The organism is Streptomyces sp. NPDC017095, assembly GCF_044332325.1.
Lineage (GTDB): Bacteria > Actinomycetota > Actinomycetes > Streptomycetales > Streptomycetaceae > Streptomyces.
Map to the genome: position 1 here is coordinate 639,104 of NZ_JBIROU010000003.1, position 12,786 is coordinate 651,889.

General features: G+C 73.7%; 11 protein-coding genes, 1 tRNA gene and 1 riboswitch. Of the genes, 4 read left to right on the forward strand and 8 right to left on the reverse strand.

Annotated elements, in window-relative coordinates; genetic code table 11:
- Positions 1 to 12: 12 nt before the first annotated feature.
- The gene (locus ACH4OA_RS09085; protein WP_397936744.1) at positions 13 to 699 is read right to left on the reverse strand and encodes a TetR/AcrR family transcriptional regulator; all 687 of its coding nucleotides are present in this window, start codon (positions 697 to 699) and stop codon (positions 13 to 15) included.
- Between the two features lie 131 nt (positions 700 to 830).
- On the opposite strand from ACH4OA_RS09085, the gene ACH4OA_RS09090 reads away from it, so the two are divergent.
- The gene (locus tag ACH4OA_RS09090; protein ID WP_397968343.1) at positions 831 to 1,466 is read left to right on the forward strand and encodes an NADPH-dependent FMN reductase; all 636 of its coding nucleotides are present in this window, start codon (positions 831 to 833) and stop codon (positions 1,464 to 1,466) included.
- 229 nt (positions 1,467 to 1,695) lie between these two features.
- On the opposite strand, the gene ribA is transcribed toward ACH4OA_RS09090, so the two are convergent.
- Together ribA and ACH4OA_RS09100 are read right to left on the reverse strand one after the other, a co-directional pair.
- Positions 1,696 to 2,376 carry a GTP cyclohydrolase II gene (gene ribA, locus ACH4OA_RS09095; protein WP_397945823.1) on the reverse strand — a complete coding sequence of 227 codons (681 nt, stop codon included), beginning with the start codon at positions 2,374 to 2,376 and terminating at the stop codon, positions 1,696 to 1,698.
- A gap of 127 nt (positions 2,377 to 2,503) precedes the next feature.
- Positions 2,504 to 3,013, reverse strand: a complete 510-nt coding sequence (locus ACH4OA_RS09100; protein WP_397936747.1) for a MarR family winged helix-turn-helix transcriptional regulator — start codon at positions 3,011 to 3,013, stop codon at positions 2,504 to 2,506.
- Positions 3,014 to 3,162: 149 nt separating this feature from the next.
- On the opposite strand from ACH4OA_RS09100, the gene ACH4OA_RS09105 reads away from it, so the two are divergent.
- Positions 3,163 to 4,296 (forward strand): dihydrofolate reductase family protein, encoded by a 1,134-nt coding sequence (locus tag ACH4OA_RS09105; RefSeq protein ID WP_397968345.1) that lies wholly within the window; start codon positions 3,163 to 3,165, stop codon positions 4,294 to 4,296.
- Positions 4,297 to 4,363: 67 nt separating this feature from the next.
- On the opposite strand, the gene ACH4OA_RS09110 is transcribed toward ACH4OA_RS09105, so the two are convergent.
- Positions 4,364 to 4,437, reverse strand: a tRNA-Met gene (locus ACH4OA_RS09110).
- A 308-nt stretch (positions 4,438 to 4,745) separates the two neighbouring features.
- A riboswitch (cyclic di-AMP (ydaO/yuaA leader) is annotated at positions 4,746 to 4,910 on the forward strand.
- Between the two features lie 12 nt (positions 4,911 to 4,922).
- On the opposite strand from ACH4OA_RS09110, the gene ACH4OA_RS09115 reads away from it, so the two are divergent.
- Positions 4,923 to 5,993, forward strand: a complete 1,071-nt coding sequence (locus tag ACH4OA_RS09115; RefSeq protein ID WP_397936749.1) for a M23 family metallopeptidase — start codon at positions 4,923 to 4,925, stop codon at positions 5,991 to 5,993.
- Between the two features lie 197 nt (positions 5,994 to 6,190).
- Complete coding sequence (locus tag ACH4OA_RS09120; protein WP_397936750.1) at positions 6,191 to 7,135, forward strand: aldo/keto reductase; 945 nt, start codon at positions 6,191 to 6,193, stop codon at positions 7,133 to 7,135.
- Positions 7,136 to 7,203: 68 nt separating this feature from the next.
- On the opposite strand, the gene ACH4OA_RS09125 is transcribed toward ACH4OA_RS09120, so the two are convergent.
- From ACH4OA_RS09125 to ACH4OA_RS09140, 4 genes are all read right to left on the reverse strand, one after another.
- Entirely contained in the window at positions 7,204 to 8,508 is a 1,305-nt protein-coding gene (locus ACH4OA_RS09125; RefSeq protein WP_397968347.1) for a PrsW family intramembrane metalloprotease, read from the reverse strand.
- 91 nt (positions 8,509 to 8,599) lie between these two features.
- Positions 8,600 to 9,427: a tRNA (guanosine(46)-N7)-methyltransferase TrmB gene (gene trmB, locus ACH4OA_RS09130; protein WP_397936752.1), complete on the reverse strand. Its 828-nt coding sequence runs from the start codon at positions 9,425 to 9,427 to the stop codon at positions 8,600 to 8,602.
- Positions 9,428 to 9,457: 30 nt separating this feature from the next.
- Positions 9,458 to 10,678 carry an L-2-hydroxyglutarate oxidase gene (gene lhgO / locus ACH4OA_RS09135; RefSeq protein WP_397936753.1) on the reverse strand — a complete coding sequence of 407 codons (1,221 nt, stop codon included), beginning with the start codon at positions 10,676 to 10,678 and terminating at the stop codon, positions 9,458 to 9,460.
- A 157-nt stretch (positions 10,679 to 10,835) separates the two neighbouring features.
- Positions 10,836 to 12,260, reverse strand: coding sequence for an MFS transporter (locus ACH4OA_RS09140; protein ID WP_365874452.1), 1,425 nt, complete (start codon positions 12,258 to 12,260; stop codon positions 10,836 to 10,838).
- Positions 12,261 to 12,786 lie beyond the last annotated feature (526 nt).

Consider the following 12,786-nt stretch of genomic DNA (forward strand, 5'->3'; position numbering starts at 1 on the left):
CCTGTCCGTTCGTCACGGCGTCCGGTACGCCCGTAGGAACGTGTTCACCCCGCCGTCGATGAGGCGGTCCCGCTCCGTGGGAGGGAGGGGGAGGACGCCGTAGTGGGTGAACTGGACGATCGTGTGGGAGATCAGGGCCATGAACTGGCCCGCCGCCAGGGACGCGTCGCCGTGGAGGTTGAGCAGGCCCGCCTTCTCCAGGCGGGTCATCGCCTCGGTGAGGGCCCGGCCGACCGGGGCGGAGCCGGCCTCGTGCCAGGCGGTGAGGACCTCGGGAGGCACGTGGTCGGCCTCCGCGTGGATGTGGCGGACCAGGGCGAAGTGGTTGGCGTACTCCGTCATGAGCCCGATGAAGCCGCGGGCCAGGGCGACGAGGTCGCGTTCGAGTTCCTCGGGGCGTGCCGGGCGCGCGGGGTCCAGGACCGTGCGCAGGCAGGCCAGTTGGGCGTCGCGGACCTCGCTCGACGTCCAGGTCACGACCGTTTCGAAGAGCTGGGCCTTGCCGCCGGGGAAGTGGTTGTAGAGCGTCCGCGTGGACACACCGGCCGCGGCGGCGAGCGCGTCGACCGAGGCGCGCGCATAGCCCTCGCGGCCGAAGACCGTGCAGGCGGCGCTCGCGATGGCCATCTGTTTCTGCAGCTTGCGCGGCGGTACCTCGCGCCGCGCCCGGTCCAGCCGGGACTCGTTCGTCTCGCCCACGCCGCCTCCTTCGCGCTCGGCCCACCTTAACCGAGTTACAACGACCATTGTAATTTTTACAACGAGCGTTGTAGCTTGCTGTCGCGGGTCTCGTCCGGGGCCCGCTCAGCGACCGCTCATGGGGGACTGCCGTGTCCGTTACCGATTCCGTCACCGAGGCCCGTACCGCCGCGGCGGACCGTCCGCTCCGCGTCGCCGTGATCATCGCCAGCGTGCGCGAGGGGCGCCTCGGGCCGGCGGTCGCCGACTGGTTCCTCGGCACCGCCGCCACGGCCGCACCCGACGCCGAGTTCGACGTCGTCGACCTCGCCGCCGTCGGCCTGCCGCTGGTGATGCCGGGCTGGGGCGGCACGCCGGGCCCCGCGGCCGTCGCCGCGCTGCGGGACGTCTCGCCGCGGCTCGCCGCCGCCGACGCGTTCGTCGTCGTCACGCCCGAGTACAACCACAGCTTCCCGGCGGCCCTGAAGAACCTCCTCGACTGGCACCTGCGCGAGTGGCAGGCCAAGCCGGTCGGCTTCGTGTCGTACGGCGGTCTCGGCGGCGGTCTGCGCGCGGTCGAGCAGCTCCGGCTGGTCTTCGCCGAGCTGCACGCCGTGACCGTGCGGGACTCGGTCAGCCTGCACGGCCCCTGGTCCGGCCTGGGCGAGGACGGCGTGCCGCGCGACGCCGAGGTCTGCGCCGGCGCCGCCAAGGGCATGCTCGGCCAGCTCCTGTGGTGGGGCCGTGCCCTGCGCACCGCACGCGCCGAGCGCCCCTACGCGGGCTGAGGGCGACGGCGGTGAGCACGCTCCGGTGTACCCGCTCGCGCTCGCCGCGGTGATCCCGGTCGCCGCCTGGGCGATGGCCCGGATCGGCGCCCAGCGGACCTACGTCCTCGCGCTCTGCCTGTTCACGCTGGGCTCCCTGCTCGCCGCCTGCGCCTGGGACGCCGCCGTGACCCGTTTGGGCCGGGCCGAGCCGTCTGGGAGTACGGCTGAGCGTCCGCCGACCTCCGAGTTACCCCGCAGTCAGCTCCGTGAGGTCCGTGAGGTCCGTTCGGTCCGGCAGTTCGGGCAGGTCGGGCAGCTCCGGCAGGGGCAGTGTGTGCCGGGTGTGGAGGGCCTTGGCCCGCAGGTAGCGGACGTTGTGGGCGGTGGTGAAGACGCCGGTGGGCACCCGCTCCCGTACGGTGATGCCCCGCGCGCGCAACTGCTCGGCCTTGTCGGGGTTGTTGGAGAGCAGGTCCAGCTCGGTGACGCCGAGGGCGGTGAGCATCTGCGCGGCGGCCGTGTAGTCACGGGCGTCCTCCGGGAGCCCGAGGGCGGCGTTCGCCTCGTAGGTGTCCAGGCCCTGGTCCTGGAGGGCGTACGCGTCCAGCTTGTTGTAGAGGCCGATGCCCCGGCCCTCCTGGCGCAGGTAGAGCAGGATGCCGCCGCGGCCGGCGACGCGCTCGACCGCCTCGCGCAGTTGCGGGCCGCAGTCGCAGCGCGCCGAGCCGAAGACGTCGCCGGTCAGGCACTCGGAGTGCAGCCGCACCAGCGGGACCGGGCCGGGTTCGCCCAGGACGACGGCGAGGTGCTCCCGGCCGTCGGTGAGACCGTGGAAGGTGACGAGTTCGGCGTCGGCGCGGTAGCCGTCGGCGAAGCGCAGCGGTACCCGGACGCGGGCGCGCGGGGTGGCGGCGGGGAGGTCGGGCATGCGGAATCCCTCCGGGCGAGGTGCTTCACATTTGAAGCAGTGGTGGACCGGACCCTACCTTGTGCTTAAAAGTTAAAGCAATTGACCCCGCCGGGCCTCGGGGTCTCCGGTACGGGAACCGCCCGGGTCAGCAGGGGGACGAACGGCGCCGCCAGGGCACGTCGTCCGCCCCGGGATCCGTGCCCTCGCCCTGCAAGCCGCGCGCGATGCCCGTGCAGATCTCCTCGAGCTGCCCCACCTGCTCCTCGGTGAGCCGGTCGAACAGCAGGGTGCGGACCGTCTCGACATGCCCGGGCGCCGTACGCTCCAGGACGGCCCGCCCCTCGTCCGTCAGCGCCGCGAGCGAGGCGCGCCTGTCCTCGCGGCAGTTCTCCCGGCGCACCAGCCCGTCCCGCTCCAGCCGGTTCACCACGTACGTCAGCCGGCTGCGGGTGATCTTCAGTGTCTCGGCGAGATCGGTCATGCGCAGCCGCCGGCCGGGGGCGTCGGAGAGGTTGGCCAGCACCGAGTAGAACAGGTGTGGCATGCCGCCCTCCTGCTGGAGCTGCCGGTCGACCGCGTCCTCCAGGAGGCGGGAGGCGGCGATGTAGGCGCGCCAGGCGCGCTGCTCCTCGGGAGTGAGCCAGCGGGTCGTCATATCGCCAGTGTAGGTTTGTTTAAAACTTGAACCAAGACGGCCGTGCCACCGCCCGCCCCGAAGAAGCCACTTCCGCCCCGGAAGAATCCGCTGTTCGCCCCGGAACCGTCCGTCCGGAAGAATCCGTCCGCCCCGGAAGAAAGAGCGCCATGCCCCTGCCGTACGTGCTGCTGTCCGCCGCCGTCTCCCTCGACGGCTGTCTGGACGACACCGGCCCCGAGCGGCTCCTGCTGTCCAGCCCGGCCGACTTCGACCGGGTCGACGAGGTGCGGGCCTGGGCCGACGCCGTCCTCGTCGGCGCCGGCACCCTCCGCGCCGACAACCCGCGCCTGCTGGTCAACTCCGCCGGGCGGCGCGCGGCCCGGCGGGCGGCGGGCAGACCGGAGTACCCGCTGAAGGTCACCGTCACCGGTTCCGGCGATCTCGACCCGGCGGCGCGCTTCTGGCACACCGGCGGCGACAAGCTGGTCTGCACGACCGACCGGGGCGCCGCACGGGCCGCCCGGCTCCTCGGCCGCACCGCCGACGTCGTCCCGCTCGGCCCCGCCCTGGACTGGCGGACCCTGCTGGAGCACCTGCGCGACGTGCGCGGGGTGGAGCGCCTGATGGTCGAGGGCGGCGGCACGGTCCACACCCAGCTCCTCCAGCAGGGTCTCGCCGACGAACTCCAGCTCGTCCTCGCCCCGCTGTTCGTCGGCGACCCCGCCGCCCCGCGGCTGTTCGGACCCGGCGCCTACCAGGGCGGACGGCTGCGGCTGCTCGATACCCGCCGGATCGAGGACGTGGTCCTCATGCGGTACGCGCCCACGGCCCCCGGCGCCGGCCCGGACGCCACCGCCGCCGACCGCCACTGGCTGCGCACCGCCTGCGACCTCGCGGCCCTGTGCCCGCCCTCGGAGACGGCGTTCAGCGTCGGCGCGGTGGTGGTCGCGGCGGACGGCACGGAACTGGCCCGGGGCCACTCGCGCGAGGGCGGCGATCCCGTGGTGCACGCGGAGGAGGCCGCGCTCGCCAAGACCGATCCGGCCGATCCCCGGCTGCCCGGCGCCACGGTCTACAGCAGCCTGGAGCCGTGTGCCCGCCGCGCCTCCCGGCCCGCGCCCTGTGCCGAGCTGATCCTGCGGGCGGGGGTACGCCGGGTGGTCACCGCCTGGCGGGAGCCCGACACGTTCGTGACCGCGGCGGACGGGACGGGTGTGCTGACGGCCGCGGGCGCCCGGGTCGTCGTACTGCCGGAGCTGGCGGGCCTGGCCAAGGCGCCGAACGCCCATCTGCCGGGCTGAGCCCCCGGGCACGCGGGGAAACACCGAGGGCCCGGAATCCACTGGATTCCGGGCCCTCGGCCTTCAGTAGCGGGGACAGGATTTGAACCTGCGACCTCTGGGTTATGAGCCCAGCGAGCTACCGAGCTGCTCCACCCCGCGTCGTTGTGACTCCAGTGTACGTCATCCACAGGGGTGCTCGCACATCGCTTCTCCGCGGCCCGCCGTGCGTCACGGAGGGTGATCGGACGGGCGCCGTGCGCATAACAACTGAGTCACCATCAAAACCCGGGGTGACTGCTGAACATTCCCGGGCGTCGGTCAACTCGTCGGGTTTGCCGGGGTATTGAGGGATAACTCCACCACCGAAAACGGTAATGATCACGCTGAACGGCTTGGAAAGTGACTGGCAAGTCTATTAACGTTCGATAACGCAGCGCGGTCGTCCCAGCCGTCACAGAAGGCGGCTCCGCGCGCACGCGCCGAATCCCGCAAGGGAACCGGGGAACCACCATTTTGGGGTGAATCACGCGGGTACCGCAGTGGACTCAGGGGAGCCCACGACCGGTATACGCGCGTAGGAGACCTTCCTGCTCCGAACCCGTCAGCTAACCCGGTAGGCGGAGGAAGGAAAGGAGCGCGCCCGCGTGGCGTCCAACCGGCCTGCCCCCGAAGCCCTGTCCATACCGGCACAGCGCGAGTCCGAGCCCGAGATCTTCGGCTACGGCGCCCACCCCGCCGACGACGGCCCGTGGGAGGAGTGGAACCCCACCGAGGAATCCGTCGCCCCGGTCCGCGGCCGGCACCGGGTCGCCAAGCAGCGCGGCGGCTTCGCGCGCAGCTCCACCGTCCTCGGCGTCGGCGTCATCGCCGCGGTCGGCGCGGGCGGCATGGCCAGCGCCAACTCCGGCAAGCCGCCGGTACCCCTCGCCCTGCCCGACCTGCCCTCCGTGGGCTCCCTCTTCGACGACGGCTCCGCCGACGACCAGGCGTCCGAGGCCACCGCGACCGCCGCGCTCAGCACCGTCGCCGTGGCCGCCGGGGACACCCGGGGCGACGCCGACGCGGGCGAACTGCTGCGCAGCCGGATCATGGCGCAGGCCGAGCAGCAGCAGGGCCAGGCCGACAGCAAGGCCACCGCCGCCGCGCTCGCCGCCGTCGGGAAGCAGAGCGCCGAGGCCGCCGCGCAGGCCGAGAAGGAGGCCGCCGCCGAGGCCGTCGCCGCCCAGCACAAGGCGCAGGCCGACGCCGAGAAGGCCAAGGCGCAGGCCGAGAAGGCGGCGCAGGAGAAGCGGCTGGCCGAGCTGGCCAAGCAGTACGCGCTGCCGACCTCCGCCTACACGATCACCGCCACGTTCGGTCAGGGCGGGACCATGTGGTCCTCCGGCCACCACACCGGTCTGGACTTCGCCGCCGCCGCCGGCACCCTGATCAAGGCCGTGCACAACGGCACGATCACCGAAGCGGGCTGGGCCGGCTCCTCCTACGGCTACCGCACGATCCTGACCCTGGACGACGGCACCGAGCTGTGGTTCTGCCACCAGTCCTCGATCAACGTCACCGCCGGCCAGAAGGTCGCCACCGGCGAGGTCATCGGCCGCGTCGGCTCCACCGGCAACGTCACCGGGGCGCACCTGCACCTGGAGGTCCACCCCGGCGGCGCGCCCGCCGGCATCGACCCGATGGCGTGGCTGCGCGACAAGGGCCTCAACCCCTGACCCGCCCCTGACCCGGGTCCCTCGACCGGACCGGTCCGGGCTCGCGGGCCCGGGTCCCGCACCGGTCCTGATCAGGTTCTGGTCCGGTCCCGGCCCGGTCTGATCCGGGCGGCGGGCCTCCGCTCCCGCCGCCCGCGCCGTGAAACCCGGCGCCGGGGGCGGGATGCGATCGCCCGCCGCCGGCGTTGGCACCGGGTATGACGTCACTTCGTACACTCGGCTCCTCCGACCTCGAGGTCTTCCCGCTCTCCCTCGGCGGCAACGTGTTCGGCTGGACGGCCGACGAGCAGACCTCCTTCGCCGTCCTCGACGCCTACACGGCCGCGGGCGGCAACTTCATCGACACCGCCGACGTCTACTCGGCCTGGGTTCCCGGCAACAAGGGCGGCGAGTCCGAGACGATCATCGGCAAGTGGCTCGCGGAGCGCGGCAACCGCTCCGACGTGGTCATCGCGACCAAGGTCAGCCAGCATCCCGAGTTCCAGGGCCTGTCCGCCGGCACCGTCAAGGCCGCCGCCGACGCCTCCCTGCGCCGTCTGGGCACCGACTACATCGACCTGTACTACACCCACTTCGACCAGCCCGAGGTGCCGGTCGAGGAGATCATCGGCGCGCTGGACGAGCTGGTGAAGGCCGGCAAGGTCCGGCACATCGCCGCCTCCAACATCAGCGCCGAGCGCCTGGAGGAGTCCCTCGGCTTCTCCGACCGCGAGGGCCTCGCCCGCTACGTCGCCGTCCAGCCGCACTACAACCTGGTCTCCCGCGACACCTACGAGGGCGCGCTCCAGGACGTCGCCGGCCGCGAGGGCCTGTCCGCCGTCCCGTACTTCGCGCTCGCCTCGGGCTTCCTGACCGGCAAGTACCGGCCCGGTACGACCGTCGACAGCGCCCGGGCCGGCCAGGCCCAGGCCCACGCGGACTCCGCGCGCGGCCAGAAGGTGCTGGCGGCCCTGGACGAGGTCGCCGCGGCCCACGAGGCCCCGGTCGCCACGGTCGCGCTGGCCTGGCTGGCCGCCCAGCCGACGGTCACCGCCCCGATCGCCTCGGCGCGCACGGTGGAGCAGCTCCCGGCGCTGCTCGGCGTGGCGGAGCTGAAGCTGACGGAGGCCGAGGTGGCCAAGCTGACGGAGGCGTCGGCCTAGAACGTCTCGTTCGGATCATGCCGGGCCGCACCCGTCCGGACCGGCCGGGGCGGCCGCACGCGGTCCGGCTACGTCCGGTACGGGTTGTACGCGGGGTACGGCACCGCCGGATACCCGTACCCGTAGGCCACCGGCCCCGCGTACACCGGCCGGGCCGGTGCCGAGGCCCGGGCCGCGTACTCCAGCGCCGGCCGGGCCACGTGCCGGCGCTGCCACAGCTCGTCCAGCAGCTCCCGCTCCCGCACGGTGAAGTCCGCCCCGACCCTGCCCGCGCGCCCGCGCCGCCGCAGGAGCGCCAGCGAGGTGGCGTACCCCTCGTACCGGGCCACCTCCCGCGCCGCCGGGCGGCCGTGGTGGTGCCGGGCGTAGTCCCGGGCCATCCGGCGCGCCGCCATCGAGCCGAGCGTGAACGGCTCGGCCGGACCGATCCAGCCGGCCGCCGCGTACGCCGGCAGCTCCGCCCGCACAGTGCGCAGCTCCCGCTGCCGGGTCCGGACCGCGAGCCAGGTCAGCAGCCCGAACGCGGGCACCATGAAGGCGCCGTAGACGGCGAAGAAGCCGTACTCGCCGAAGGTGGCCGAGCCGTTCCAGAAGGCGTGCATGCCCATCGCGAGGAGCAGTCCGCCGGCCGGCAGCAGGACGCGCCGCACGTGCTGCCGGTCGGCGGACAGCGCGGCGATGCCGAAGCCGATGCCGGTGAGGACGGTGAACAGCGGGTGCGCGAACGGGGACATCACGATGCGCACGAAGAAGGTGGCGGCGGTGACGGAGGCGATGCCGCGCCCGCCGGTGAGCTGGTCGGTGCCGAAGGCCGTGCCGAGGTAGAGGATGTTCTCGGTGAACGCGAACCCGGTGGCGGTGACGCCCGCTATCACCATCCCGTCCACGATCCCGGTGAAGTCCCGCCGGCGGAAGAGGAACACCAGCAGGACGGCGGCGGCCTTGGCGGACTCCTCCACGATCGGCGCTATCACGGTGGCGCCGAGGGTGTCGGCGCTCGCCGGGTCCGCGGTGGAGGTGGCGATCCATCTGGTCGCGAAGCTGTTGGCCACGATGGCGATGAGCGCCGCCGCGCAGGCGCCCCAGGCGAAGGCGAAGACCAGGTTCCGCCAGGGCCCCGGCCGCACCCGGTCCAGCCAGCGGAAGGCGGCTATCAGCCAGGGCACCGGCAGCACGCCGAGACCGAGGCCGACGAGGAAGCCCTCCGTGCCGGTCTGCCGCCGGACCAGCGCGAGGATGACCAGGCCGGACAGGGCGAGCAGCGAACTCAGCGCCCCGTACCGCACCCACCTGCGCTGCCACCAGTGCGGGTGGTGGAGCACACCGTCGCCGGGGCTCGGGGGATACGTCGGGAACGGAGGACTGGTGGCCACGGCATCGACCCTAACGGTGGCGGGACGAGGGGCTGGTCGGATGATCGGGACGGTCCGGGCCCGGCGGTGCGGTCGGGCGGTCCGGCGCGGGTCAGCGGTCCCGGTCGTGGGGTACGCGGCGGAACAGGAGATCGTGCACCACGTGACCCTTGTCCAGTCCCTGTCCCTCGAAACGGGTCAGCGGCCGGAACTCCGGGCGCGGCGCGTAACCGCCGTCCGGCCGGGTGTTCTCGAAGCCGGGGTGCGCGGTGAGCACGTCCAGCATCTGCTCGGCGTACGGCTCCCAGTCCGTGGCGCAGTGCAGGACCGCGCCGGGCTTGAGCCGGCTCGCGGCGAGCGTCAGGAACTCGGGCTGGATGAGCCGCCGCTTGTGGTGCCGCTTCTTGGGCCAGGGGTCCGGGAAGTAGACGCGCAGCCCGTCCAGCGCGTCCGGGCGGAGCATCTCCCGCAGCAGGATGATCGCGTCGCCGTTGGCCACCCGGATGTTGGACAGGCCGTTGCGGTCGGCGAGGGCCAGCAGGTTGCCCTGGCCGGGCGTGTGCACGTCGACGGCGAGGATGTTGGTGTCCGGGTCGCCCGCGGCCATCTGCGCGGTGGCCTCGCCCATCCCGAAGCCGATCTCCAGCACCACGGGCCGGTCGTCGCCGAACAGCTCGCCGAGGTCGAGGACCCGCTGTCCGTCGATGTCCAGCCCCCACTTGGGCCACAGCCGCTGGAGCGCGTCGGCCTGCCCGGCCGTCACCCGGCTGCGGCGCGGCTGGAAGCTGCGGATCCGGCGCTCGAAGTGCGAGCCGGCGGGATCGGCCCTGGGCCCGTCCGGGAAGCGCGGCTCGCCCTTGGCCCGGGTGTGCCGGACGGGCTCGCCGCCGGCGTGGGGGGCCGCGGGCGGGGCATCGGGGGAGTTCGGTGAGTCAGCCACAGTACGACCGATTTTAAGGGTCCGGGCGGGTCAGTCCGCCGAGCGCAGCAGGCCCAGTGCCCGGCGCCCGATCTCCCGCCCGATCGGCAGGGAGGCGGTGGCCGCGGGCGAGGGCGCGTTCAGCACGTGCACGGCCCGTGCCGCCTCCCGGATCAGGAAGTCGTCCACGAGCGTCCCGTCCCGCAGCACCGCCTGCGCCCGCACCCCGGCCGGCGCCGGCCGCAGGTCGGCGGCGGTCACGGCGGGCAGCAGTCTTCGCACCGCCTCCAGGAACGCTCTCTTGGACACCGAGCGGTACAGCTCGCCCGCGCCGTAGCGCCAGTGCCGGCGGGCGATCGCCCACGCGCCCGGCCAGGCCAGGGTCCCGGCCAGCTCCCGGGGCCGTACGTCCCGCCGGCCGTACCCCTCCCGGGCCAGCGCCGGCACCGCGTTCGGGCCGATGTGCACCCCGCCGTCGATCCCGCGCGTCAGGTGCACCCCGAGGAACGGGAAGGCCGGGTCCGGCACCGGATACACCAGGCCCCGCACCAGGCCCGGCCGCGCCAGCTCGTAGTACTCCCCGCGGAACGGCACGATCCGCATCCCGGGCTCGTCGCCGGTCAGCCGGGCCACCTCGTCGCAGTGCAGCCCGGCGCAGTTCACCAGCACGCGGGCGCGGACGACCTCGCCGGCCGCGGTGCGCACGGCCACGCCCCGCTCCGGCCGCCGGTCGACCCGGACCACCCGCGCGCCGTACCGGATCTCCGCGCCGGAGGCCCGGGCCAGCTCCCGGGCGACGGCCGCGTAATCGCACACGCCGGTCGTCCCGACGTGTATCGCGGCGAGACCGCGCACCTCCGGTTCGTACGCGGCGATCTGCGCGGGGCCCAGCTCGCGCACCGGGATGCCGTTCTCCCGGCCCCGCTGCACCAGGGCGTGCAGCCGCGGCAGCTCCGCCCGCTCGGTGGCGACGATCAGCTTGCCGGTGACGGCGTGCGCGATGCCGTACTCGGCGCAGAACTTCACCATCTCGGCGGCGCCCCGCACCGCGTACCGCGCCTTGAGCGAGCCCGGGCGGTAGTAGATCCCGCTGTGGATGACGCCGCTGTTGCGGCCCGTCTGGTGCCGGGCGGGCCCGGCCTCCTTCTCCAGCACGGTCACCCGCGTGCCCGGCGCGGCCCGCGTGATCGCGTACGCCGTCGACAGCCCGACGATTCCCCCGCCGATCACCAGCACGTCACAGTCGTACGCCCCGGCCCACACCCGCACCACCTCCGCCTCCGATAGTGCACTGCGCCACTGACAGTGCCTTCAAACGCGGGGCGGCACGGACGGCGCCGACGAGCGCGGGCGGCCGCGCACCGCCCGCGCACGCGCAGACACGCCGGGTCACGGCCGGGCGGGCCCGGCGGACGCCGGGAGCCCCGGCCTACGCGGTCGTCATCAGCAGCGGCCGGGCCCGCTCCCGCAACTCCACCACCTGCGGCTCGTCCCCGTACGGCTCCAGCCGGTGCAGCAGGTCCTTCACGTACTCGGTGGTCCGCGCCGACGAGATCCGCCCGGCCACCTCCACGGCCCGCACGCCCTGCTCGCAGGCCGCGTCGAGGTTGCCGGACTCCAGCTCGGCGACGGCCGAGACGACCAGCCGCAGCCCGTGCGAGCGCACGAACTCCTCCGTCGGCTTGGACAGGGCGTGCTCGGTGAAGCGCCGCACCTGCCGGGGCGCCTTCAGGTCGCGGTAGCACTCGGCGGCGTCGGCGGCGAACCGGTCGTATCCGTAGAAGCCGAGCCAGGAGGGATCGTTGTCGCCCTCCCGGGACCGTTCGAGCCAGCCCTCGGCGGCCTTCAGCGCCGCGCCCGCCGCCTGCGCGTCGCCCGCGCGCGCGTGGGCCCGCGCCTCGACCAGCCGGAAGAAGCTCATGGTGCGGGCGGTCGCCAGCCCCCGGTTCCGCTCCAGCGCGGCCTGCGCGAGGTCCACGCCCTCGTCGCCGAAGCCCCGGTAGGTGGCCTGCAGCGACATGGAGGCGAGGACGTACCCGCCGAGCGGGACGTCCGCCGCCGCGCGCGCGAGCCGCAGCGCCTGGATGTAGTACCGCTGCGCGGCCTCCTGCTGGCCGGTGTCGAAGGCCATCCAGCCGGCGAGCCGGGTCAGTTCGGCGGAGGCCCCGAACAGGGCGCGGCCGACCTCGTCGGAGTAGGAGCCGAGCAGCAGCGGCGCCGCCTCGACCCGCAGGCACTCCGGCACCATCGACGAACGCCAGTCCCCGCCGCCGTACTTGGAGTCCCACCGCCGGGCGTCCTCGGCGGCCTCCCGCAGCTTCTGCACGTCGCTGTGGCCGACTTTGAGCGGTGCGCCGGACCCCTCGGCGGAGCCCGCCTCGCGCGCGACCGAGCTGTCGGCGGGGGTTATCAGCCAGCGTGAGGCGGGCGTCGCGTAGGCGCTGACCGCGAAGGAGCCGGCGAGGGACTGCCAGATGCCGCCGGAACCGGCCCGGCGCCCGGCGAGGTCCAGGCGGTACAGCTCGGTCGCCGACTTCACCGCCTGGCCCACGTCCCGGGGGAAGGCGAGGCCCACCTCGGGCGCCGGATCGGCGTCCGCCAGGCCGATCTCGTGCAGCGGCACCGGACGGCCCAGCTTCTGGCCGATGGCGGCGGCGATGAGGTGCGGCGCGGCGCCCTGCGGCACCATGCCCTTGGACACCCAGCGCGCCACCGACGTCTTGTCGTAGCGCAGCGTCAGTCCGCGCTGGGCCCCCAGATCGTTGACACGCCGGGCGAGGCCGGCGTTGCTGATTCCCGCGAGGGCGAGAACGGCGCCGAGTTTCTCGTTCGGCCCGCGTTGCTCCCTGGACATGCGCCACCCCTCGACACAGACGGCTGCCGCACTGGCATAACCACGCGGCATTCGTAAACCCAGCGTAGTTCGCCGCATCCCAAGCGTTAAGGGGCATTGTTCCGGATGGCGGGATTGTGGTCCGTGGGCGGGCGCCGGGCCTGTACGCACCGTGCACGGGGCGTCGCCGCGTGCCCCCGGCCGTGTGGCCGTGCGCCTGCCCGTGCGCTCTTCTCCGGCCATCCGGAGAGCGGTTCCATGGCTCGTGCGTGGGTCGGCCCGCTGTACTGGATCCAGTGGGCTGGGGGACACCGCCGCCTTCATCCCCGCGGGTGGCGGACCGGTCCGGGAGGCGTCACCCGCCTCCCGGACCGTGCGTGTGTGCGGGCCGCCGGGCCCGGCGCCGCCCTGTACGGAGCGTGCTCATCGCGCGCGACTCGCCGTGGATTTGGCTGAAAATCATTCCTTAGAAGTACTGCGTATGTCCGCCGCGACCATGGAACTTGAGGGCGCACGGGGGGTTTTGGGGGAGCGTATTGGGGGCGCA

Coding starts and splice junctions, on each gene's coding strand:
- ribA (WP_397945823.1), bottom strand. CDS start 2,376: ATGCCCGACCTCCCCGCCGCCACCCCGCGCGCCCGCGTCCGGGTACCG.
- ACH4OA_RS09100 (WP_397936747.1), bottom strand. CDS start 3,013: ATGACGACCCGCTGGCTCACTCCCGAGGAGCAGCGCGCCTGGCGCGCC.
- ACH4OA_RS09105 (WP_397968345.1), top strand. CDS start 3,163: ATGCCCCTGCCGTACGTGCTGCTGTCCGCCGCCGTCTCCCTCGACGGC.
- ACH4OA_RS09120 (WP_397936750.1), top strand. CDS start 6,191: ATGACGTCACTTCGTACACTCGGCTCCTCCGACCTCGAGGTCTTCCCG.
- ACH4OA_RS09140 (WP_365874452.1), bottom strand. CDS start 12,260: ATGTCCAGGGAGCAACGCGGGCCGAACGAGAAACTCGGCGCCGTTCTC.